The organism is Rhizobium sp. P32RR-XVIII (assembly GCF_012641395.1).
In the GTDB taxonomy this organism is placed as follows: domain Bacteria; phylum Pseudomonadota; class Alphaproteobacteria; order Rhizobiales; family Rhizobiaceae; genus Rhizobium.
The window spans coordinates 745,745-765,879 of the sequence record NZ_JABAIH010000001.1; the positions used below are offsets into that span (position 1 = coordinate 745,745).

The window sequence follows — 20,135 nt, forward strand, 5'->3', positions numbered from 1 at the left end:
TACGAATCACTAATATAAGCGCTGCATGGAAAACTTGCACCGCTCGAAAGTGCACAGCCAACATTTGCTATGGATTCGCTGCCGCTCTGCTTCGAACTCCGCCAGATCGTGTTCTGATTGCGACTATGCACACCTGTTCAATATGCTCTTGGCTTGTGTCACGTTCAATGGCGCGATCAATTGCTCCACGAATTTATTTAGGGACTTGGAATCATGCGCCTGCCTCCTCTCAACGCGATCCGCGCCTTCGAAGCCGTTTGCCGCCGGGGGAGCGTTTTGCAGGCCAGCGAGGAACTCGGGGTCGTGCGCGGCGCGGTGCGTCAGCAGATCACGACGCTGGAGAACTATTTCGGCGAGAAGCTGTTCTTGCGCGAGGGGCGGCGGCTCGTCCCGACTGCAAAGGGGCGGGCGCTTGCAGAGGCCGCCGGCGGAGGGCGGACCGCGGCGCAAGATACGCATCGGTGTACCGTCTGCTTTCGGAATATGGTGGTTGATGCCGCGTGCCGGTGACTTGCAGAACGCGCTTGGGCCTGATGAGATCGACATCGTGCCGATGAACGTCGCCGAACCGCTCTTGCTCCATCCGGAGCTCGACGCCGTCATCATGGGCGGAGAATACCGGCCGTCGACAGGCATTGCGTCCGTCAAGTTCATGGAGGACGAATTCGGCCCTGTCGCCACGCCGGCACTGGCCGCCAGTGTCTCGGAAAGCCCGGCACGTATGGCGGAGGCGGCAGTACTCGTCAGCCGTAGCGTGCCGAGGCTGTGGGACGAGTGGTTTGCGGAAAGCGGCACGCCGCCGGTCGCGTTTGTCCGGAAGCAGGAATTCGAGGATATGCTTCTGGCACTCAGCGCGGCCCGTTCGGGCCTCGGCATCGCGCTCGCGCCGCGCGCTTCGATCGAAGATGACCTCGCGCGAAATGTCCTCGTCGCTCCCTTGGGATTCGTCAGGAGGCCATCGGGCTACAGATTCTGCTGCAGGATCACCGATGCGGAGAGACCGTCTTTCCAGGCCCTTCGCGAGTGGCTGCTTCGCTCCGGCGGCCTCAAGCGATAGGGTAGTTTTTCTGCCCTATCGTCAAATTTATCTCCATGGATTGCCGGCCGCGCCGTCGCTATGACTTACGAAAACCGCAAGGAGCGCGCGATGGAAAAGACGGCAACCCGCATCGATTGGATCGGCAGCAGCTGCCGCCTGCTTAGGGCGACCGCGATGGAATTTGCCGAGACGCGACCCTTCGAAGGTCTGTCGATCGGCACCGGTATCCATCTGGAGCCGAAGACCGTGGCATTGCTGATGACGCTTCGTGCCGGCGGCGCGAACCTCATATGCACCGGCAACCTGAACAGCACGCAGCCTTCGACCGTGGAATACCTGCGCTCGCAGGGCATCAAGGTCTTCGCCACGCAGACCACCGATCCGGTCGCGCATCATGACAGCCTCGAGGCGGTCGTCGGTGAAAGGCCGGACCTGCTGCTCGACAACGGCGGCGACCTTTTCGCCATCGCTGCGAAAAGGCCGTACTCGAGCCTGCGGGGCGGCACCGAGGAAACGACATCCGGCCGCACCCGGCTGCTGCCGATGCGCGAGCAATTGAACATGCCAATCCTCGTCATCAACGATAGCCCAATCAAGCAATTTGCGGAAAACAGGCACGCCGTCGGGCAGAGCCTGTTCGAGAGCTACATGCGCTTCACCAACCGCTCGACGAACGGCAAGCGCGTGACCGTTTTCGGCTACGGCGCCTGCGGCAAGGGCACCGCCGCCTGCTTCCGCAATGCCTTCTCGACCGTCAGCGTCGTGGATCTGGATTCCGTTACGACGCTGGAAGCCCATCTCGACGGTTTCGTGACGCCGCTCAGGGAAGATGCGATCCGCTCAGCCGATGTGCTCGTCACGGTCACCGGCTTTCCGAATATCATCACGGCTGCCGACCTCCCGCTCATCAAGGACGGCGCCATCCTCATGAACGGCGGCCATTTCCCGCTGGAGATCGATGTTGCCGCGTTCCGCGCGCATCCTGATGTCGTTCGGATTGACCGTTATGAGGCCGACTACATCGAGACGCTGCATCTGAAGGACGGCCGTTCACTTCATATCCTCGGAGAAGGCCATATGGCGAACCTCGCCGGTCCGCGGCCGCTCGGCAATTCGGTCGAGTCGATGGACCTCGGCTTCGCCTTGCAGGCGCGCTGCCTCGAGCGTGTCGCCAAAGGCGGCGTCGGACCAGAAGCCTGCGTCGTGCCGGTGCCGAGGGATATCGACCAGATGGTGGCAAGCGCCCATCTCGCGCTTGCGCGCTAAAGTTCCCAGTAGGGAGCCGGGCCGTAGAGCTCAGCCAGATAGTCGATGAAGAGGCGCACCTTGGCGGGCAGGAATTGCCGGCTGGGATACACTGCCGAGAGCGCCAGGTTACGCGAGCCTTCATAGGCGGGCAGCACTTGGACGAGCTTGCCGGTCTTGAGTTCTTCGCCGATATCCCAGGTGGAGCGCAACGCGATGCCAAGCCCTGCGATGACTGTCTCGCGAATCACCTCGCTGGAATTGGTCACGAGCATGCCCTCCGGCCGCAAGCTCATCGCGCCCTCCGGCCCTTCGAGACGCCAGATATCGTTGTTGTGCGCCGGCAGGCAGCGGTGGCTCTTCAGATCGTCGATGCTCTTCGGCATTCCATGTGCTTCGACATAGGAAGGTGCTGCGCAAAGCAGTCGCCGGACTCTCGCGAGCTTTCTGGCGACGAGGCTGGAATCGGTGAGTTCCGCAATGCGGATCGCCAGATCGAAACCGTCGCCGACAATATCGCTGAGCTCGTCCGTCAGCATGAGATTGATCGCAAGCTCCGGATGGGTGTCCATGAACGCCTTGAGATGTGGCGCGATATGCATGCGGCCGAACGAAGTCGGCGCTGAAACCTTCAGAGTGCCGTGCATCTGCGCCGAGCTGCCGGAAATGTAATGCTCTGCCTCTTCCAAGCCGGCGAGAATGCCAAGGACGCGATCGTAAAAGCCCTGGCCGGCTTCGGTCAGGGAAATCTGCCGCGTCGTGCGTTGCAGGAGACGTGTGCCGAGCCTGTCCTCCAGCCTCTTGATGCGCTTCGAGATGACTGCCGGGGAAAAACCCAGCATACGCCCGGCAAGCGACATGCTGCCGGCCGAAACGACCTTGGCAAATATTTCGAGATCGCCCAGATTGGTCATATTGGTTTTACTTTTGCCCCTTTTGGCATAAATGCTTAGCATTTGCGCCGGTTTCGGGAAAGTGCTAAGCCGGTAGGCTCGGCTGTCGTGGAGGACGCGCCGGTCTCGCCGCCATTTTTGGGAGGAAACGCGCCATGTCTGACGCCATCTCGTTTCTCGCTCCGCGCGCCGATGTTTTGGCCCGCCGCAGCCAGATTGTCGGCGATCTCGCCGACCTGCTGCCGCCGGAATGTCTGGTTCACGAAGCGCGCGAACTGGTGCCGTTCGAGACCGACGCTTTCATTGCCTATCGCCGTCTTCCCCTTGCTGTTGCGTTGCCACGCAGCACGGCCGAAGTCGCGGCTGTGATGAAGTATTGCCACCGCTACGGCATCCCGGTGGTGCCGCGGGGAGCAGGCACTTCGCTCTCCGGCGGCGCGATCCCGCAGGAAGACGCGGTTGTTCTCGGCCTTTCGAAGATGAACCGCATTCTGGAAATCGATCTTCCGAACCGCGCGGCCGTCGTCCAGGCGGGTGTCACGAACCTCAACATCTCCGAAGCCGTCGCCGCGGACGGTTTTTTCTATGCGCCTGATCCAAGCTCGCAGCTGGCCTGCACGATCGGCGGCAATATCGGCATGAATTCCGGCGGCGCGCACTGCCTGAAATACGGCGTCACGACCAACAATTTGCTCGGCGTGAAGATGGTGCTGACGGACGGAACCGTGATTGAACTCGGCGGCAAGGCGCTGGACGCGGCGGGCTACGACCTGTTGGGTCTCGTCTGCGGCCATGAGGGCCAGCTCGGCATCGTCACCGAGGCGACAGTCCGGCTGATCGCCAAGCCCGAAGGGGCCCGGCCGGTGCTTTTCGGCTTCGAAAGTTCCGAGGAGGCCGGTTCCTGCGTCGCCGATATCATCGCGGCAGGCATTATCCCGGTCGCGATCGAATTCATGGATAAGCCGGCGATCGAGATATGCGAGGCGTTTGCTCACGCCGGTTATCCGCTCGATGTCGGCGCGCTGCTGATCGTCGAGGTCGAAGGCTCCGAAGCCGAGATGGACGAGACCTTGAAAAGCATCGTCGAGATCGCCCGTCGGCATAGCGTGAAGACCGTTCGCGAGTGCCAGTCGGCGACCGAGGCAGCGCAGATCTGGAAGGGCCGCAAATCCGCCTTCGGCGCCACGGGGCGAATTGCCGACTATATCTGCATGGACGGCACGGTGCCGCTCAGCCAGCTTTCCTATGTTCTGAAGAAGACTTCGGAGATTGTCGATCACTATGGCCTGCGCGTTGCAAACGTCTTTCACGCCGGCGACGGCAACATGCATCCGCTGATCCTGTTCAACGCCAACGATCCGGAAGATGCAGCGCGGGCGGAGGCTGCGGGCAACGAAATCCTGAAGCTCTGCGTCGATGCCGGCGGCTGCCTTACCGGCGAACATGGCGTTGGCATCGAGAAGCGTGATCTGATGCGGCATCAATATTCGGAAGCCGACCTCGCCCAGCAGATGGCAGTGCGCGCCGCCTTCGATCCCGGCTGGCTGCTCAATCCATCCAAGGTCTTCCCGCTTGATGGGCGCAGCGCCGCATGATCGATTTTCTGCCGGAGACCGAAGAGGCGGCGGCCTCGATCATTCGCGAACACGCGGCCGGCGGCAGGGCGCTTGCCATCTACGGCGGCAACACCCGCTCCGGTTTCGGCAATGCCGTGGAAGCGGAGGGCCGGCTGCGTTCGGTCGGTTTGACCGGGATCGTCTCGTACAACCCCGGCGAAATGGTCATGACGGCGCGCGCCGGAACGCCGGTTTCGGCAGTCGAAGCGGCGTTGGCGGAGAATGGCCAGATGATGGCGTTCGAGCCGATGGATCACCGTCCGGTCATGGGCACTTCCGGCGAGCCGACCATCGGCGGCGTCTTTGCCGCCAACGTTTCCGGTCCCCGCCGGTTCATTGTGGGGGCGGCGCGCGATAGCCTGCTCGGCATTCGGTTCGTCAACGGCAAGGGCGAAATCGTCAAGGCGGGTGGAAGGGTGATGAAGAACGTCACCGGCCTTGATCTCGTTAAGCTCCTGGCTGGTTCGCACGGCACGCTCGGCCTTCTGACGGAGGTCACCTTTCGCGTACCGCCGCGGCCGAAGGCGGAGGAAACGGTGGTCATCTCCGGCCTCAACGACGCGGAAGCGGCCAATGCAATGGCTGCGGCGATGGCGCAGCCCGTCGACGTCTCGGGTGCCGCGCATCTGCCGATGACCGTCTCCTGGAAGTTTCTCGACAGCACGCTCTCTGAAGGCGAGGCGACCTGTCTGCGCATCGAAGGCCTGCACGGCTCTGTCGATGCCCGGGCAACCAAGCTTGCTGCGGCCATGGCGGCGTTCGGATCTGTCACGCGCTTGGAGCACGGCGAAAGTGTCCGCCTTTGGAGAGATATCCGCGATGTCGCTCCCTATGCCGATGGAACAATGCGTTCGGTCTGGCGGGTTTCCGTCGCCCCGAGCCTCGGTCATCAGCTCGTCGCTGCACTGCGCCTCGAAGCCGGCATTGACGCGTTTTACGACTGGCAGGGCGGCCTGATCTGGATGCGGATGGAAGCCGATCCGGAGGCCGAGCTGATCCGCCGATACATCAAGACGCTCGGCGGCGGCGGCCATGCCACGCTGGTTCGTGCAAGCGCCGAAGCGCGTGCTGCAGTCTCTGCATTCCAGCCGCAGTCCGAGCCCGTTGCCCTTCTATCGGCGCGCGTAAAGCAAAAATTCGATCCGGCTGGTATACTCAATCCGGGCAAGATGGCGGAAACCTGATCAATGCAGACGAACTTCACCGCCGAACAGCTGGCCGATCCGCATGTCGCCGAATCCGAGACGATCCTGCGCAAGTGCGTGCATTGCGGCTTCTGCACCGCCACCTGTCCCACCTACGTCGTGCTGGGCAATGAGCTGGACAGTCCGCGCGGCCGCATTTACCTCATCAAGGACATGCTGGAGAATGGCCGGGCCGCCGATACCGAGGTGGTCACGCATATCGACCGGTGTCTGTCCTGCCTCGCTTGCGTGACGACATGTCCGTCCGGCGTCGACTACATGCATCTGGTCGATCATGCCCGGGTTCATATAGAAAAAACCTACAAGCGGCCCTTCATGGAGCGAATGACGCGCGGCATCCTGGCGGCCGTGCTGCCCTATCCCGGTCGCTTCCGCCTGGCGCTAAACCTCGCGAAGATCGGAAGGCCATTCAAGGGCTTGATGCGCGTGCCTTCCCTGAAGCCTTTTGCCGCGATGCTGGCGCTTGCGCCAAGGCAGATCCCGGCCCCGTCGCCCTTTGCGCGTCCGGCAGTCCATGCAGCGAAGGCTGAAAAGCGCGGTCGTGTCGCGATCCTCACGGGCTGCGCACAGCCGGTGCTCGATCCCGCCATCAACGAGGCGACGATCAAGCTTTTGACCCGTCTCGGCGTCGAGGTTGTGGCGCCGGCCGGTGAGGTCTGTTGCGGCTCGCTGGTGCACCACATGGGCCGCGAGGAACAGGCGCTTGCCAGCGCCCGGGCGAATGTCGACGTCTGGACGAGGGAGATCGAAAACGGCGGTCTGGATGCGATCATCATCACCGCCTCTGGCTGCGGCACGACGATCAAGGACTACGGCCATATGCTGCGGCTCGACTCCGCCTATGCGGAAAAGGCCGCGCGCATATCGGCATTGGCCAAGGACATCACCGAGTATCTCGCGACGCTCGACCTTCCGTCACATATGCCAAGGGGCGTCACGGTCGCCTATCATTCGGCCTGCTCCATGCAGCACGGGCAGAGGATCACCATGGCGCCCAAGCAGCTTCTGAAGGCGGCGGGCTTCACCGTTCGCGAACCGGCGGAAGGCCATCTCTGTTGCGGCTCCGCCGGGACCTACAACATCATGCAGTCGGATATTTCCGCGGCGCTGAAGGCGCGCAAAGTCAGGAATATCGAGGCGACGAAGCCGCATGTGATCGCCACTGGCAACATCGGCTGCATCACCCAGATTGGCACCGGTACAGCGATCCCGATTCTGCATACGGTTGAACTGCTGGATTGGGCTTATGGCGGCGATGTACCCCAAAAATTAAGAGATTTGCCGTTACCCTAAGTCCGGCCGGTTTTCGGCCGGTGACGGAGTTTGGCATATGCGGCGTATAACGATACTGCTTGCAGGTCTGCTCGGCGCGGCAGGGGCTGCGCATGCCGACAGCCGGTTCTTTTGCTCGGCGGACGATGGCAGCGCGCGCTTCACGATCGAAAGCGGCTTTCGGGACGAAGCCGGACATAAGCTCAATCATTTCCGCGGCGCGCTGATGATCAAGAACGGCTCGGTTCCTGACGTTTTCAAGAAACGCGTTTTCGATTCCAGCAAGCTCACGAACCGCTGGTGGGATGATGGCGATTTGCGCCTTGAGATATTCGATACCGACGACGACGCTGGCACTCAGGCCCTGAGCCTCGTCATTCTCGCCAAAGGGCCTGGAAAGAGCTTTTCGGGCACCTACGGATTGACGATCACCGGCGGTCAAACGCCATTTGCAGTCAGCGGCAAGGTCAGTTGCGGCTCCAAATGAGTCGCAACAACGAAGGACACCGCATCACCAGTGAAACGAAAGGCCGAGATTGACGGCATTGGTGATGACATTCGTTTTCAGGCGGTCGCCGCTATCGATAGGAACGTCGACGCGCGAATAGTTGCCCTTGTATTCGACGAAGGTTGACCAGCGGTCGGTGATCCTGAAGTCGACGCCTGCCTGGGCCTGCAGCGCCACGCCGCCGAATTCATAACCGAAGGTTTTGCCGGAGGGACGCGTCACCTCGACATGCGGGATGTTCACGCCGACGCCGACACCGATATACGGAGTCCAGCGGCGGCTGGGATCCTGGAAACGGTAGATCGCGTTGGCGGTCAGCAGATTGAGGCCATCGGTGAATTCGAAATGCGACCAGCCGGAGGTGCGGAGCGTCTCGTCATCCGCATAGACCTTGGCGTGCGTGTAGTCGATCGAGAAGCCAAGGTTCGGATGGTTGAAATCCTCCAGCCACCAGGTGATGCGGCCGCCGTAATAAGGCGGCGAGGCGAAGGACTTGCCTTCCCATCCCGCGGTAAAATGCGTGCCGTCAGATAGGTCGACGCCGCTATGGGGCGCCGTCTGGTATCCGCCATAGAAGGAAAACTGGAGATCCTCGGCCGAAGCCGGCGCGGCGTTCAAAAAGCTCAGAATGGAAAATATGGCAAGGCTCGCCGCAGTGGGATTGAATATGCGGTGCATGAAAAATTCCCTGATTATCAGCAGCGCACATCTATCCCGCTTTCCGTGACAGGCTTATTGCAGGATTGGAAATAGCGCCATCTGCGCCATAGCCATCTCACCTGACACCAATATGAAAAGGGCGGCAAAGCCGCCCTTGATCATCAAGCAAATGGCGAAGAATCAGCCGTCGCCGAAGATGGTGCGCAGCAGGTCGATGCCCTTGTCTTGGAAGGCGACGTTGCCCTGCTTGTCGCCAGGGCCGATGACGATCACCTTCGCGCCGACCGCCGCGCGCGAATAGAGATGAATGACGTCGTCGTTCATCATGCGGATGCAGCCGGAAGACATGTTCAGGCCGATCGTCCAAGGCTGATTGGTGCCGTGGATACGGAAAATAGTATCGCGGCCGCCCTGATAGAGATACATGGCGCGTGCGCCGAGCGGATTGTCTTCGCCACCTTCCTGGAAGGCGGGTATGATGTGACCCTTGGCGGCCTCGCGGACACGCATCTCGGCCGGCGGCGTCCAGGTCGGCCATTCGGCCTTGCGGCCGATCTTGACGACGCCTGACCAGCCGAAGCCATCACGGCCGACGCCGATACCGTAGCGCGTCGCGCGGTTCTTCGTCTCGACGTAGTAGAGATACTTGTTGTTGGTATCGACGATGATCGTACCCGGCTCTTCGTTCGTTACGAGCCGCACGAGCTTGCGTTTGAACTCCGGCTTTACGAACTTGGTTTTCGGAACGCGGACGACGGGTGCAGCATCGTGGGCGGGTTGAGCAACGGCAGGCGTGATTGCAATAGAAAATGCAATGCCGGCGGCCGCAAGGCCGGAGGCGACTTTCAACATACTGATTCCCCTCAAAAGCAAAATCGGGCCGAAGCTACCTGAACTTCAGCCCGATTCAAGATCAGTTGTCACCGGCACAGCATTTTTGATTCTGAGTGCCGGCTGTTCTTGCCAGAAGTGAGGTAAAAGCCAGCAGTTACATCACGATAACGCGCGTACCGACTTTGACGCGTTCGTAAAGGTCGACAACATCCTCGTTGCGCAGGCGGATGCAGCCGGAAGAAACGGCACTGCCGATCGTCCAGGGCGCATTGGTGCCGTGGATTCGGTAGAGCGTCGAGCCGAGATACATGGCGCGCGCGCCAAGCGGGTTCTCCGGACCGCCGTCCATGCGGGCCGGCAGATAATGGCCCTTCGCAGCTTCGCGGCTAACCATCTCGGAGGGCGGTGTCCACTCCGGCCATTCCGTTTTGCGGGTAACCTTGTGTACGCCGGCCCACTCGAAGCCCGGCTTGCCGACGCCGACCCCGTAACGCCGGGCCTGGCCGTTGGCCATGACAAGATAGAGAAAGCGGTTGTTCGTATCGATGACGATCGTGCCCGGTTTTTCCTCGGTCTGGTAGTCGACCATCTGCGGCAGATACTCTGGCTCGATCTGATGGCGGATCACCGGAAGGTCGGGACGAATTCCTGCAACTTGCTGTGGGGCGGGAGCGGCTTCGGGCGCAGGCGCACGGCGGAAGAAAGGCAGCCGCGGGATGAAGCCGCGCCATTGCGGGGCGGGGCGCTGATAGACCACGGGGCGAACGTTGTCGCTGCCGAGTTGGTTGACCCAGGGAGCTGTGAGGTCGGGGCTGAGAACGATGGGCGGACGACTTGCGTAGCGGTCGTCGCCAAGGGCCGGCGAGGCCAGTAGGCCGATCACACCGGCGGCAATCAATGCGGATTTCATCATCGGGCGGGCTCTCTACAAATGACCGAAAATGCGTAAGGGCGGCACTCCGCCTGCCCAACATGCTGCCATTATCGCCGCCAGCGAATGGTAAAAATCGATTCAGTAAGGGACAGCTGGCGGAATAAACTTTTCGTCAGGGTTACTCTTCGGTTTGGAAACAGGGTTAGCAAATGCTAAAGCCGGATTCTGACGAAGAAATGGCGGCGAAGAATGAGCGAAACGGGAATCATAATCGGCGAGGACGGCAAGAGCCGCTGCCACTGGCATGCAAATCTTCCAGACTACATGCGCTATCACGACGAGGAGTGGGGCAGGCCGGTCACCGACGACATCCGCCTCTTCGAGAAAATCTGCCTTGAAGGCTTCCAGTCCGGCCTCTCCTGGCTGACGATCCTGCGCAAGCGCGATAATTTCCGGGCTGCCTTCGCGGGTTTCGACTTCGAAAAAGTGGCGCTGTTTGATGATCGGGATATCGAGCGGTGCCTTGCCGACGCCGGTATCATCCGCCACCGCGGCAAGATCGTATCGACGATCAACAATGCCAGGCGCGCTATCGCTCTGAGGAGCGAATTCGGCTCGCTTGGGCGCTATTTCTGGAGCTATGAGCCGGCTCTTCACGAACGCCCCACCGTTGTCGACCGCCAGCACGTCGTCGCCAACCCCACGACACCCGTTTCGGTAAGAATATCGAAGGATTTAAAGAAACGCGGCTGGACCTTTGTCGGTCCGACCACAGTTTATGCCTTCATGCAGGCAATGGGTCTCGTCAACGATCATATCGAAGGCTGCTTCCGCCGCCCCGAAGTGGAGGCTATGCGCGTGGCATTGGTGAGCCCATGAGAGCGTGGATCGGCATCGCTTCGGCGCTCTTTCTGTGCGCGACGGCGGCATTTGCCCAGGAACCGCAGCTCGATCCCGGCGAAAAGCTGGAGAAGCTCCAGTTTCCGGCGGTCACCATGCAGATCAAGGGCTGGACCAAGTTCGGCAACAGCGATGTCTACACCTTGCCGGTGCGCGCCGGCCAACACGTAAGGATCAGCTTTACGACAAAGAGCAAGTATGCGTTTCTTGCGATCTTCGATCTCTCCAAGCCCGACGACGAAGCATTTTTCGGCACGGATGAGGACGGCACGGCACTTGATGTGACCGTGAAGGAAAACACCACGTGGTTTCTGCGGCCCTATTATTCCAAGGCTTCGCCGCGCCGCGGTCTGGGAGCGCCCTATACGCTGCTCATCGAGCCGCAGGCGGCCGGACAACCGCAGCCCGCAAAACCCGAAGAACCGCAACGTCCGTCGCTGTTCCCGGCTGCGCCCTCAAAATCCGGTTCCGGGGAATAGCTCAGGACAATCCGTCGAGCAGCCCGCCGAGTTCGCCGAGATGGGCGATCTTCCGGAAGCGCGGTGCCTCCTTCGGCTCGTCGACATGCTCCAGAACCCAGGTCAGCTCATGCGGCACGAAGACGCCGTAGCTTCCGGCGGCAATCGCCGGCACGATATCGGACTTGAGCGAATTGCCGACCATCATGGCCCGTTCCGGACCGTCGCCGAGCTTTGAGAAAATCCGCCGATAGGTGACGGCCGTCTTGTCCGAGACGATCTCGACGGCATCGAAGAAATCGCCAAGACCGGATTGGGCGAGCTTGCGCTCCTGATCGAACAGGTCGCCTTTGGTGATCAATACCAGCAGATAGTTTCCGGCAAGGGATTCCAGCGTCTCGCGAACATGCGGCATGGTCTCGACCGGATGCGAAAGAAGGTCGCGGCCGGTATCAAGGATTTTTGCGATCACGCTCGCCGGCACCTTGCCTTCGGTGATCTCGATCGCGGTCTCTATCATCGACAGCGTAAAGCCCTTTATACCGAAGCCGTAGTGGCTGAGATTGCGCTTTTCAGCTTCCAGCAGCCGCTGCGAAATCTGCGAACCGTCTGCGAAATCGCCGAGCAGTTGCGTGAAGTGCTCCTCAGTCAGCCGGTAATATTGCTCGTTCTGCCAGAGCGTATCGTCGGCGTCGAAGCCGATCGTCGTCAGCGCGTGCGTGCTCATCTGAAGCTCCTGCAACCTGTGAAGCAGCAATCTATTGGGAGGCTGTGTTTAGACAAGGGCTTCTGCTTTCTCCTCGCAATATGTCGCAGGCGACGTTGAAATGCTGCTGCCTGGCATTACGTAAAACCCTGCCTGCCTGCAGCCAGCTTCGGCTGTGCCTGACCGTTCAGGCCAATATTGAAAGATTAGAATTCAGCAGCCCGCAAGCGGTCGATTTCGGCCGACACAAGGAATTTCTTCATGCGTTACAATCAACTCGGAAATACGGGACTTTTCGTCTCGGAAATCTGCCTCGGCACCATGACATTCGGTGAGGCAGGCAGCGGCACCACCTGGGGCGCCATCGCCGACGTCGACCAGAAGGCGGCCGACCAGATCGTCGAGCGCTCGCTCCAGGCCGGCGTCAACTTCATCGATACCGCCGATGTCTATTCCTTCGGGCAATCCGAAAAGCTGCTCGGCCAGGCGCTGAAAAACCTCGATGTCCCGCGCAAGGATGTCGTCATCGCCACCAAGGTTTATGGCGTCATGGGCGACAAGCCGAACGATCGCGGCGCCTCCCGCGGGCATATCATGGATTCCGTCGAAGCCAGCCTTAAGCGGCTGCAGACGGATCACATCGATCTCTATCAGATCCATGCAACCGATACCGTGACGCCGATCGACGAGACGCTGCGCGCTTTCGACGATCTCGTCTCCCGCGGTCTCGTGCGCTATATCGGCGTCTCCAACTGGCAGGCCTGGCGGATCGCCAAGGCGCTCGGCATCTCCGAACGCCGCGGCTTTGCCCGCTTCGAAACCGTCCAGGCCTATTACTCCATCGCCGGCCGTGATCTCGAACGCGACATCGTACCGTTGATGAATGAAGAGAAGCTCGGCCTGATGGTCTGGTCGCCGCTTGCCGGCGGCCTGCTCTCCGGCAAATACGGTCCGGGCGCGCCCGGCAACGGCGAAGGCCGCCGCGCTAGCTTCGATTTTCCGCCGGTGGACAAGGATAAGGCCTGGGCCTGCGTTGCCGTTATGCGTGAGATTGCCGAAAAGCACGGCAGCAGCGTCGCAACGGTGGCACTCGCCTACGTTCTCGCAAAGCCGTTCGTCACCAGCGTCATCATTGGCGCGAAGCGCATAGATCAGCTCGATCAGAACCTCGCCGCCGTCCAGCTGAAGCTCGATGCCGGCGATCTGCAGAAACTCGACGAGGTCAGCGCGCTGGCGCCGGAATATCCGGGCTGGATGCTTGCCCGCCAGGGTGCCGCCCGCCGCCCGCAGCCTTTCGAGCCGAAGGCCTGAGAACTGGAAAAGGAAACGCCGGTGCGTCAGGCACCGGCGTTTCCTTGCCCGACGGCTTTACTTCGCGTGGGCTTTCAGCCAGGTGTTCATTTCCGCGATCTCCGCTTCCTGCGCTTTGATGACTGCTTCGGCGAGTTTGCGGATTTCCGGATCCTTGCCGTATTGCAACTCAATCTTCGCCATGTCGATCGCACCCTGATGGTGCGGGATCATGCTGCGGACGAAATCGACGTCGGTGTTGCCGGTCAACTCGACCATCATATCCTTGTGCATCTTGGCGTTCGCTTCGGAAAAGGCATGGCTTGAAGGGCTGTGGTCGCCCATCGGCTTGCTCATATCCATTGGCTTGCTCATGTCCATCTGCATGTCCTCGGCAAATACCGGGACGGCAAACGCGAAAGCTGCAGTGAAAGCGAGAATTTTCAAAGACATGGGACTTCCTTCCTCTGTCTGACAATAGGTTCTTAGGCGGCAGATGCCGCACGATCGGATGAGAGAAACTGCGTCAGACGAGCCGGGGAGGCGGCGGTTGTGGGGCAATGCGATGATCGGCGATAGCTTGCCCGACGCCGGGCAAAGGATAAGCGAACATATGCTTCGCATTTGTGTCGACCATGAGCGCAGGCGGCACGATCAGGCAGACTGTGCAGAAGGCCATATGCGCGTTATCGCCCGTTACGCAGGGGTCCTTGGCCGAGCCCGTCTTGGCAGGCGTAGACATGTCCATGCCCGTCATATCGTAATGCATCTCGGCCATAACGGGCTGCTGCATCGACGCGCACATGGGGCAACCCGCCAGTGCAGACATCGCGCTGTAAAACAGCCAGCCGAAAAGCATCGTTGTGATGGCAAAGAAGCGCATGGGCAGAGGGTAGGCGAATGCCCATCAAAAACCAAGGCCGCTCGTAAGAATGCTTTCAAAGCTTCGCTGCTTTTCGCAACGCCTCGTTGATCCGTCCCTGCCAGCCTTTGCCGGTCGCCTTGAAGGCGTCGATGACGTCTGGATCGAGCCGCAGCGAAATCTGCCGCTTCGGTTTTTCGACAGCAGGTCTGCCCCGCGCCCGGCGGATGCTTTCGGCAAGCTCCGGGAAGACTTCGGCAAAGGGCCGCGCGTTCTTGAAGTCTTCCTCGGTCCACTCGGGATTGTCTGGATCCTCGGCTATCCCTTTTTGAATCCTCGCTTCCTCCTCATCAGTGAGAGGTCGCATCGTTCGTTTGGAATTGTTCATAAAGCCTCCTTTCCTGGCGGCTGGCCGGACGCATGGAGATGACCGAGATTCCTTCTTTGCCAAGTGTGGCGAAGACGACTGCGATGATATCGCCTATGGTAAAACCTATTGCTTTGAGGCGCCGTTCCCTCGCCTCAAGGATCAGGGCCTCCGCAAAGAAATCCAGATTTAGATCCTGAAAATCCAAACCATGCTTGGTCAGATTCCTTAAGCGCTTCGGCTCATCCCAAACGATCTTCACCGCAATGATATCCGATATTAAAAGTGATGCAATAAATCCTGGATTGCAAACAGAATAATATGCATCTTACCAAGCGGCAATCACATGGTGGATGATCTGGTAATCGCGGCTCTCCTCACCAAGCGGCGCGACGGGCCACGTCCACGATGTCTTGTCAGCCGGCGGCGCGACGTCTTGCAGCAGATCGGCGGCCTCATGCGTCTTTCCGTTCCGGTCGATCACCGCGTAGGAAGTGTCAGTGACGAGACAGGTGGCGCAGGGCTGGATCTGAAGGCCCTCGATGTGCGCGGCAATCAGGCGCTGCACGGTATCCTGGGGCATTGCCCTGTCCTGTTCGGCCTCGAAGCGACGCTTGACGCCGCGGCCGATCTGGGAAAGCAGGTTGGCAGAAATGACGAGATCGAGGTAGGGCACACCGCGAAGGAAGCCGAGCGGCTCCGCCGAACCCGTTTCCCGCAACGCATCGTAGCCGGAAAGGTCGCGCTCGATGAGGCGAACGTTCCGGTATCCCTTTGCCTTCAGCCAGAAGCGCACGGAGGTGAGGTGCACGAGATCGATGAGGACGACCGTGTCGAAGGCCTTGGAAAGCGCCTCGATCGGTACGTCGCGCAGGAGCCCCGATCCCAGGACCACCACGGTCCGCTTCTGCCGCAGGCCGGAGGCCGCCGCAAGCATGGCCGACTGGCTCTTCTCTTCATGCTCCGCCCACTGCCCGCTGCAGCGCCTGGCGCGGGACCAGAGATTGACCGAATAGCGGACGAATTTGCGGTGCGGCTTGGCCGTGACGGGCAGAGTTGCGATATAGAGCAAGGCTTCGACGATCATGGCCGGTTCCGCAATTTGGGCTGTGCTTGTTCGATCTTTGATTCTGCGGTTCGCTTCAAGGCCCCTTCGCCCTTGCCGCTACCGGCCCAATCCGCTAGGAAACCGCCACTGTCACGATTGAGCGGAATGCGTTGGAAATGAACGACAAGCAGAAGAAACCACAAAAGCTCAAGGCTCGCCTGCCGCGCGGCTTCGTCGACCGTTCGGCGGCGGATATCCGCGCCGTCAACGAGATGACCGCGAAGATTCGCGAAGTCTATGAGCATTATGGTTTCGATCCGGTCGAAACGCCGCTCCTCGAATATACCGATGCGCTTGGGAAGTTCCTGCCCGACAGCGACCGCCCGAACGAAGGCGTCTTCTCGCTGCAGGACGATGACGACCAGTGGATGAGCCTGCGCTACGACTTGACGGCACCGCTCGCCCGCCATGTCGCGGAGAATTTCAACGACATCCAGCTGCCCTACCGCACTTATCGGGCCGGCTATGTGTTCCGCAACGAAAAGCCCGGTCCGGGCCGGTTCCGCCAGTTCATGCAGTTCGACGCCGACACCGTCGGCGCGCCGGGCGTCCAGGCGGATGCCGAAATGTGCATGATGATGGCCGACACACTCGAAGCGCTCGGTATCAAGCGCGGCGATTACGTTATCCGGGTCAACAACCGCAAGGTTCTCGACGGCGTTCTGGAGGCAATCGGCCTCGGCGGCGACGACAAGGCAGGACAGCGCCTCAACGTGCTGCGGGCCATCGACAAGCTCGACAAGTTCGGCCCGGAGGGCGTGGCCCTCCTGCTCGGACCCGGCCGCAAGGACGAGTCCGGTGATTTCACCAAGGGTGCCGGTCTGGACCAGAGCCAGATCGACAAGGTTCTCTTCTTCGTTGGCGTCAAGGATTACGCGAAGAGCGCCGCTCGGCTTGCAGACCTCGTCGCGGGCACCTCGAAGGGTGCCGAAGGTGTCGAGGAACTCAATTTCATCGGCAACCTCGTTCTCAGCGCCGGTTACGACAGCACTCGCATCAAGATCGATCCGTCGGTCGTGCGCGGTCTGGAATACTACACCGGCCCGGTCTACGAAGCCGAACTGCTCTTCGATGTTACCAATGAAAAGGGCGAAAAAGTCGTCTTCGGTTCGGTCGGCGGCGGCGGGCGCTATGACGGCCTTGTGTCGCGTTTCATGGGCCAGCCGGTTCCGGCAACGGGCTTCTCGATCGGCGTTTCGCGGCTGATGACGGCGCTGAAAAACCTCGGCAAGCTCGGCCAGCAGGATGTCATCGAGCCGGTACTCGTCACCGTCATGGATGGCGATGTGGGCGCTATGGGCCGCTATCAGCGCATGACGCAGGAATTGCGCGCCGCCGGCATCCGCGCCGAGATGTTCCAGGGCAACTGGAAGAAATTCGGCAACCAGCTAAAATATGCCGACCGCCGCGGCTGCCCAATCGCGATCATTCAGGGGGGCGACGAGCGCGCTGAGGGCGTCGTGCAGATCAAGGATCTGATCGAGGGCAAGCGCCTTTCCGGCGAGATCGAGGACAATGCGAGCTGGCGCGAAGCCCGCGTCGCACAGGAGACCGTTGCCGAGGCCGATCTCGTGGCCAAGGTGAAGGAAATTCTGGCGGCGCAGGCGGAAGATCGCGCGAGGGCGGGGTCCAATGCGTGATTTTCCCCTTCCCAACCCCTCCCCACAGGGGGAAGGGGCTTTTCGCCGCACCGCTTTGCCCAAAGCAACGTTCCAGCTTGTGCTGACGTCTGTGATCATGCCTGATGAAGGCCGCGAGTTAGTCCCTCCCCCCTATGGGGAGGGGTTGGGGAGGGGACTTTATTGGGGAGCCATCCCATGCCCCTGATCAACCTCCCCGATTTCGCTGACGACCTTCTGGACGAATTCGCCGCCCGGAAGACGACGCGGATCGACACGCCGGTCATCCAGCCGGCCGAGCCTTTCCTCGACATCGCCGGCGAAGACCTCCGCCGCCGCATCTTCATGACGGAAAGCGAGACCGGCGCGAGCCTTTGCCTGCGCCCGGAATTCACCATTCCCGTCTGCATTCGCCACATCGAAACCGCCACCGGCACGCCGAAGCGCTATTCCTATCTCGGCGAAGTCTTCCGCCAGCGCCGCGAGGGCGGCAACGAATTCTACCAGGCTGGCATTGAAGATCTCGGCGACATCAATATCGCCAGTGCCGACGCCCGCGCGATCGGCGATGCGACCGCCATCCTGACGCGGCTTCTCCCCGGCAAGCGCTTCTCGGTAACGCTAGGCGATCAGGCGGTCTTCGAAGCCGTCGTTCAGGCGCTCGGCCTGCCGCTCGGCTGGCAGAAGCGGTTGATCCACGCCTTCGGCAACATGACGCAGCTTGAGGCGCTGCTTGCGAGCCTCGTCAGCCCGCAGTTCGTGACCGGCCTTGACGACGATATCGCCCGGCTGATCGCGACCGGAGATGAGGCGGCGCTCATCGCCCACATCGACACGACGATGCAGGCGACCGGCTATTCCTCGAATGCAAGCCGCTCGCCGGCCGAGATCGCACGCCGCCTGAAGGAGAAGCTGATCCTATCGGAAACGCGCCTCGACGACGCGGCCTTCCGCGTGCTCGAGGAGTTTCTGTCCCTCAGGGTGCCGCTCATAAACGCGTCTGCCGCGCTCGCCGGTTTTGCCGATGCCGCCGGTTTGAGGCTCGGCAACGCCCTTTCGCGTTTCGATGGCCGTGTGGCTGCCCTTGGGAACTCCGGCATCGATCTGTCGTCCATTGACTATCGCGCCGCCTTCGGGCGCCCGCTCGACTACTATACCGGCCTTGTCTTCGAGGTCGGTATCGAAGGCTCTTCCGCCGTTCTGGTGGGCGGTGGGCGCTTCGACAGGCTTCTGACGCTGCTCGGCGCCAAGGATCGCATTCCGGCCGTTGGCTTCTCGCTCTGGCTCGATCGCATCGAAACGGAAAGGGCGGCGGCATGACGATCACCATCGCACTGCCCTCCAAGGGCCGCATGAAGGACGACGCTTCGGCGATCTTCGAACGCGCCGGCATGAAGATTACTGCCGTCGGCAACGACCGCTCCTATCGCGGTCGCGTCGAGGGATGGGACGACGTCGATGTCGCCTTCCTGTCGGCCTCGGAAATCTCCCGTGAACTCGGCAATGGCTCGATCGATTTCGGTGTGACGGGCGAGGATCTCGTACGCGAAGGATTGGCTGAAGCAGACAAGCGCGTGGAATTCTGCGCCCGCCTCGGTTTCGGGCAGGCTGACGTGGTGGTCGCCGTTCCGGAAATATGGCTCGACGTCGATACGATGGCCGATCTCGGAGACGTCGCCGCCGACTTCCGAGCCCGCCACGGCCGCCGCTTGACCATCGCGACCAAATACTGGCGGCTGACGCAGCAATTCTTCTCCAGCCAGCACGGCATTCAGCTCTACCGTATCGTCGAAAGCCTTGGCGCGACGGAAGGCGCCCCCGCGTCCGGCTCGGCCGACATCATCGTCGATATCACCTCGACAGGCTCCACCTTGAGGGCGAACCACCTGCGAGTGCTGAACGACGGCGTGATCCTGCGGTCGCAGGCCTGCCTCGTGCGCGCCCGCAAGGACAATCACGCTGACGAGCAGTCGGTGGCAAAAATCATGGAAGCGGTGCGAAGCGCCCTTTGATTTCATCATAGGACCAAACGAAAAAACCCGCCGTCTTTCGACGGCGGGTTTCTATGCTTGGGAGGTTGTTCGCTTAGGCGCGGACGGCAGATGCGCCGCGGCGGGCATCGATCGAGTAGGCGCCTGCGCCGACTGTGGCGAGCAGGATGTAACCGCCGGCCAGCGTGAAGTTCTTCATGACCATGATCTGGTTGAGGATATTCACCAGCTCGGTGCCGCTGGCATAGGGCAGGTGGAAGAAGATGGCAGTGAAGATAGAGAAGGCGGCAAGCAGCCAGCCGACGATGCGGACCTGAAAGCCGACGAGAACGGCAAGGCCGGTCAGAAGTTCGAAGAGACCTGCGAGATAGGTCAGCGCCGTTGCGGCAGGAAAGCCTGCGCCTGCGATCATGCCGGCAGTGCCTGCCGGATCGGTGACCTTGCCGAAGCCAGCAAGGATGAACATGAAGGACAGGAGGATGCGGGCGACAAGAATAAGGCCGTTGCTGGTATTCGACATGGACGTGATCTCCGTTTGGATTGCTCTGGAGGTCCCTGTGCCCCGGCACTTTCTGAACCTCGTTGGCCCTTCTATTCGCTCATTTTGATGTAACTGAAAAGATAAACAGAAGCGGACGGTTTGTTCAATGTTTTGAAACGACCGTTCACGCAGCGTGGCTTGTGTTCG

22 protein-coding genes and 1 pseudogene are annotated in these 20,135 nt (G+C 60.9%); 12 read left to right on the top strand and 11 right to left on the bottom strand.

Annotation, left to right across the window (positions count from 1 at the left end):
• Positions 1-213 precede the first annotated feature (213 nt).
• Positions 214-1,057, top strand: a pseudogene (locus HGP14_RS03800) (LysR substrate-binding domain-containing protein).
• A gap of 60 nt (positions 1,058-1,117) precedes the next feature.
• A complete protein-coding gene (locus tag HGP14_RS03805) occupies positions 1,118-2,305 on the top strand; it encodes an adenosylhomocysteinase (protein ID WP_168828503.1) in 1,188 nt (395 codons plus the stop codon).
• Here the strand turns inward: HGP14_RS03805 and HGP14_RS03810 are convergent.
• On the bottom strand, positions 2,302-3,198 hold the full coding sequence (locus HGP14_RS03810; RefSeq protein ID WP_168828504.1) for a LysR family transcriptional regulator: 897 nt from the start codon (positions 3,196-3,198) through the stop codon (positions 2,302-2,304). The two genes, HGP14_RS03805 and HGP14_RS03810, sit on opposite strands and share 4 nt — an antisense overlap.
• Before the next feature lie 134 nt (positions 3,199-3,332).
• Here HGP14_RS03810 and HGP14_RS03815 point away from each other — a divergent pair, with 134 nt between their 5' ends.
• From HGP14_RS03815 to HGP14_RS03830, 4 genes are read left to right on the top strand one after another with little or no spacing between them, the layout of a single operon-like run.
• Positions 3,333-4,772, top strand: coding sequence for an FAD-linked oxidase C-terminal domain-containing protein (locus HGP14_RS03815; RefSeq protein WP_168828505.1), 1,440 nt, complete (start codon positions 3,333-3,335; stop codon positions 4,770-4,772).
• Entirely contained in the window at positions 4,769-5,977 is a 1,209-nt protein-coding gene (locus HGP14_RS03820; protein WP_168828506.1) for an FAD-binding protein, read from the top strand. The genes HGP14_RS03815 and HGP14_RS03820 overlap by 4 nt, the downstream gene beginning before the upstream one ends.
• Positions 5,978-5,980: 3 nt before the next feature.
• Complete coding sequence (glcF, locus tag HGP14_RS03825) at positions 5,981-7,291, top strand: glycolate oxidase subunit GlcF (RefSeq protein WP_168828507.1); 1,311 nt, start codon at positions 5,981-5,983, stop codon at positions 7,289-7,291.
• 37 nt (positions 7,292-7,328) lie between these two features.
• Positions 7,329-7,757 (top strand): hypothetical protein, encoded by a 429-nt coding sequence (locus HGP14_RS03830; protein ID WP_168828508.1) that lies wholly within the window; start codon positions 7,329-7,331, stop codon positions 7,755-7,757.
• 24 nt (positions 7,758-7,781) lie between these two features.
• Here HGP14_RS03830 and HGP14_RS03835 read toward each other — a convergent pair whose 3' ends face one another.
• The 3 genes from HGP14_RS03835 to HGP14_RS03845 form a co-directional block, all read right to left on the bottom strand.
• Positions 7,782-8,456 carry an outer membrane protein gene (locus HGP14_RS03835; protein ID WP_168828509.1) on the bottom strand — a complete coding sequence of 225 codons (675 nt, stop codon included), beginning with the start codon at positions 8,454-8,456 and terminating at the stop codon, positions 7,782-7,784.
• Between the two features lie 162 nt (positions 8,457-8,618).
• On the bottom strand, positions 8,619-9,290 hold the full coding sequence (locus HGP14_RS03840; RefSeq protein WP_168828510.1) for a L,D-transpeptidase: 672 nt from the start codon (positions 9,288-9,290) through the stop codon (positions 8,619-8,621).
• A 136-nt stretch (positions 9,291-9,426) separates the two neighbouring features.
• Positions 9,427-10,185, bottom strand: a complete 759-nt coding sequence (locus HGP14_RS03845; RefSeq protein WP_168828511.1) for a L,D-transpeptidase — start codon at positions 10,183-10,185, stop codon at positions 9,427-9,429.
• A gap of 210 nt (positions 10,186-10,395) precedes the next feature.
• Here HGP14_RS03845 and HGP14_RS03850 point away from each other — a divergent pair, with 210 nt between their 5' ends.
• Positions 10,396-11,025, top strand: a complete 630-nt coding sequence (locus HGP14_RS03850) for a DNA-3-methyladenine glycosylase I (RefSeq protein ID WP_168828512.1) — start codon at positions 10,396-10,398, stop codon at positions 11,023-11,025.
• Positions 11,022-11,525, top strand: a complete 504-nt coding sequence (locus HGP14_RS03855; RefSeq protein ID WP_168828513.1) for a hypothetical protein — start codon at positions 11,022-11,024, stop codon at positions 11,523-11,525. Before HGP14_RS03850 ends, HGP14_RS03855 begins: the two co-directional genes overlap by 4 nt.
• 1 nt (position 11,526) lies before the next feature.
• Here HGP14_RS03855 and HGP14_RS03860 read toward each other — a convergent pair whose 3' ends face one another.
• On the bottom strand, positions 11,527-12,231 hold the full coding sequence (locus HGP14_RS03860) for an HAD family hydrolase (protein ID WP_168828514.1): 705 nt from the start codon (positions 12,229-12,231) through the stop codon (positions 11,527-11,529).
• A 240-nt stretch (positions 12,232-12,471) separates the two neighbouring features.
• On the opposite strand from HGP14_RS03860, the gene HGP14_RS03865 reads away from it, so the two are divergent.
• Positions 12,472-13,521: an aldo/keto reductase gene (locus HGP14_RS03865; RefSeq protein ID WP_168828515.1), complete on the top strand. Its 1,050-nt coding sequence runs from the start codon at positions 12,472-12,474 to the stop codon at positions 13,519-13,521.
• Positions 13,522-13,578: 57 nt separating this feature from the next.
• Here HGP14_RS03865 and HGP14_RS03870 read toward each other — a convergent pair whose 3' ends face one another.
• The 5 genes from HGP14_RS03870 to HGP14_RS03890 form a co-directional block, all read right to left on the bottom strand.
• On the bottom strand, positions 13,579-13,953 hold the full coding sequence (locus HGP14_RS03870; protein ID WP_168828516.1) for a DUF305 domain-containing protein: 375 nt from the start codon (positions 13,951-13,953) through the stop codon (positions 13,579-13,581).
• Positions 13,954-14,026: 73 nt separating this feature from the next.
• Entirely contained in the window at positions 14,027-14,383 is a 357-nt protein-coding gene (locus tag HGP14_RS03875; RefSeq protein WP_168828517.1) for a hypothetical protein, read from the bottom strand.
• A 55-nt stretch (positions 14,384-14,438) separates the two neighbouring features.
• Positions 14,439-14,750 carry a BrnA antitoxin family protein gene (locus HGP14_RS03880; RefSeq protein WP_168828518.1) on the bottom strand — a complete coding sequence of 104 codons (312 nt, stop codon included), beginning with the start codon at positions 14,748-14,750 and terminating at the stop codon, positions 14,439-14,441.
• Positions 14,713-14,991, bottom strand: coding sequence for a BrnT family toxin (locus HGP14_RS03885; protein WP_168828519.1), 279 nt, complete (start codon positions 14,989-14,991; stop codon positions 14,713-14,715). The genes HGP14_RS03880 and HGP14_RS03885 overlap by 38 nt, the downstream gene beginning before the upstream one ends.
• Positions 14,992-15,057: 66 nt before the next feature.
• Positions 15,058-15,816: a hypothetical protein gene (locus tag HGP14_RS03890; protein WP_168828520.1), complete on the bottom strand. Its 759-nt coding sequence runs from the start codon at positions 15,814-15,816 to the stop codon at positions 15,058-15,060.
• A gap of 137 nt (positions 15,817-15,953) precedes the next feature.
• Here HGP14_RS03890 and hisS point away from each other — a divergent pair, with 137 nt between their 5' ends.
• The 3 genes from hisS (at position 15,954) to hisG (ending at position 19,468) form a co-directional block, all read left to right on the top strand.
• Positions 15,954-17,477: a histidine--tRNA ligase gene (hisS, locus tag HGP14_RS03895; protein ID WP_168828521.1), complete on the top strand. Its 1,524-nt coding sequence runs from the start codon at positions 15,954-15,956 to the stop codon at positions 17,475-17,477.
• 177 nt (positions 17,478-17,654) lie between these two features.
• Positions 17,655-18,776 (top strand): ATP phosphoribosyltransferase regulatory subunit, encoded by a 1,122-nt coding sequence (locus tag HGP14_RS03900; RefSeq protein WP_168828522.1) that lies wholly within the window; start codon positions 17,655-17,657, stop codon positions 18,774-18,776.
• On the top strand, positions 18,773-19,468 hold the full coding sequence (hisG, locus tag HGP14_RS03905) for an ATP phosphoribosyltransferase (RefSeq protein ID WP_168828523.1): 696 nt from the start codon (positions 18,773-18,775) through the stop codon (positions 19,466-19,468). The genes HGP14_RS03900 and hisG overlap by 4 nt, the downstream gene beginning before the upstream one ends.
• Positions 19,469-19,541: 73 nt before the next feature.
• Here the strand turns inward: hisG and HGP14_RS03910 are convergent, their stop codons facing one another.
• The gene (locus tag HGP14_RS03910; protein ID WP_168828524.1) at positions 19,542-19,967 is read right to left on the bottom strand and encodes a DoxX family protein; all 426 of its coding nucleotides are present in this window, start codon (positions 19,965-19,967) and stop codon (positions 19,542-19,544) included.
• Positions 19,968-20,135: the final 168 nt, after the last annotated feature.

Excerpts from the sequence above, each read along its gene's own strand:
- HGP14_RS03870 (WP_168828516.1), bottom strand. The coding sequence starts at position 13,953 with ATGTCTTTGAAAATTCTCGCTTTCACTGCAGCTTTCGCGTTTGCCGTC.
- HGP14_RS03815 (WP_168828505.1), top strand. The coding sequence starts at position 3,333 with ATGTCTGACGCCATCTCGTTTCTCGCTCCGCGCGCCGATGTTTTGGCC.
- HGP14_RS03910 (WP_168828524.1), bottom strand. The coding sequence starts at position 19,967 with ATGTCGAATACCAGCAACGGCCTTATTCTTGTCGCCCGCATCCTCCTG.
- HGP14_RS03820 (WP_168828506.1), top strand. The coding sequence starts at position 4,769 with ATGATCGATTTTCTGCCGGAGACCGAAGAGGCGGCGGCCTCGATCATT.
- glcF (WP_168828507.1), top strand. The coding sequence starts at position 5,981 with ATGCAGACGAACTTCACCGCCGAACAGCTGGCCGATCCGCATGTCGCC.
- HGP14_RS03835 (WP_168828509.1), bottom strand. The coding sequence starts at position 8,456 with ATGCACCGCATATTCAATCCCACTGCGGCGAGCCTTGCCATATTTTCC.
- HGP14_RS03855 (WP_168828513.1), top strand. The coding sequence starts at position 11,022 with ATGAGAGCGTGGATCGGCATCGCTTCGGCGCTCTTTCTGTGCGCGACG.
- hisG (WP_168828523.1), top strand. The coding sequence starts at position 18,773 with ATGACGATCACCATCGCACTGCCCTCCAAGGGCCGCATGAAGGACGAC.
- HGP14_RS03860 (WP_168828514.1), bottom strand. The coding sequence starts at position 12,231 with ATGAGCACGCACGCGCTGACGACGATCGGCTTCGACGCCGACGATACG.
- HGP14_RS03810 (WP_168828504.1), bottom strand. The coding sequence starts at position 3,198 with ATGACCAATCTGGGCGATCTCGAAATATTTGCCAAGGTCGTTTCGGCC.
- HGP14_RS03805 (WP_168828503.1), top strand. The coding sequence starts at position 1,118 with ATGACTTACGAAAACCGCAAGGAGCGCGCGATGGAAAAGACGGCAACC.
- HGP14_RS03880 (WP_168828518.1), bottom strand. The coding sequence starts at position 14,750 with ATGAACAATTCCAAACGAACGATGCGACCTCTCACTGATGAGGAGGAA.
- HGP14_RS03840 (WP_168828510.1), bottom strand. The coding sequence starts at position 9,290 with ATGTTGAAAGTCGCCTCCGGCCTTGCGGCCGCCGGCATTGCATTTTCT.
- hisS (WP_168828521.1), top strand. The coding sequence starts at position 15,954 with ATGAACGACAAGCAGAAGAAACCACAAAAGCTCAAGGCTCGCCTGCCG.
- HGP14_RS03850 (WP_168828512.1), top strand. The coding sequence starts at position 10,396 with ATGAGCGAAACGGGAATCATAATCGGCGAGGACGGCAAGAGCCGCTGC.
- HGP14_RS03900 (WP_168828522.1), top strand. The coding sequence starts at position 17,655 with ATGCCCCTGATCAACCTCCCCGATTTCGCTGACGACCTTCTGGACGAA.
- HGP14_RS03830 (WP_168828508.1), top strand. The coding sequence starts at position 7,329 with ATGCGGCGTATAACGATACTGCTTGCAGGTCTGCTCGGCGCGGCAGGG.
- HGP14_RS03890 (WP_168828520.1), bottom strand. The coding sequence starts at position 15,816 with ATGATCGTCGAAGCCTTGCTCTATATCGCAACTCTGCCCGTCACGGCC.
- HGP14_RS03845 (WP_168828511.1), bottom strand. The coding sequence starts at position 10,185 with ATGATGAAATCCGCATTGATTGCCGCCGGTGTGATCGGCCTACTGGCC.
- HGP14_RS03875 (WP_168828517.1), bottom strand. The coding sequence starts at position 14,383 with ATGCGCTTCTTTGCCATCACAACGATGCTTTTCGGCTGGCTGTTTTAC.
- HGP14_RS03865 (WP_168828515.1), top strand. The coding sequence starts at position 12,472 with ATGCGTTACAATCAACTCGGAAATACGGGACTTTTCGTCTCGGAAATC.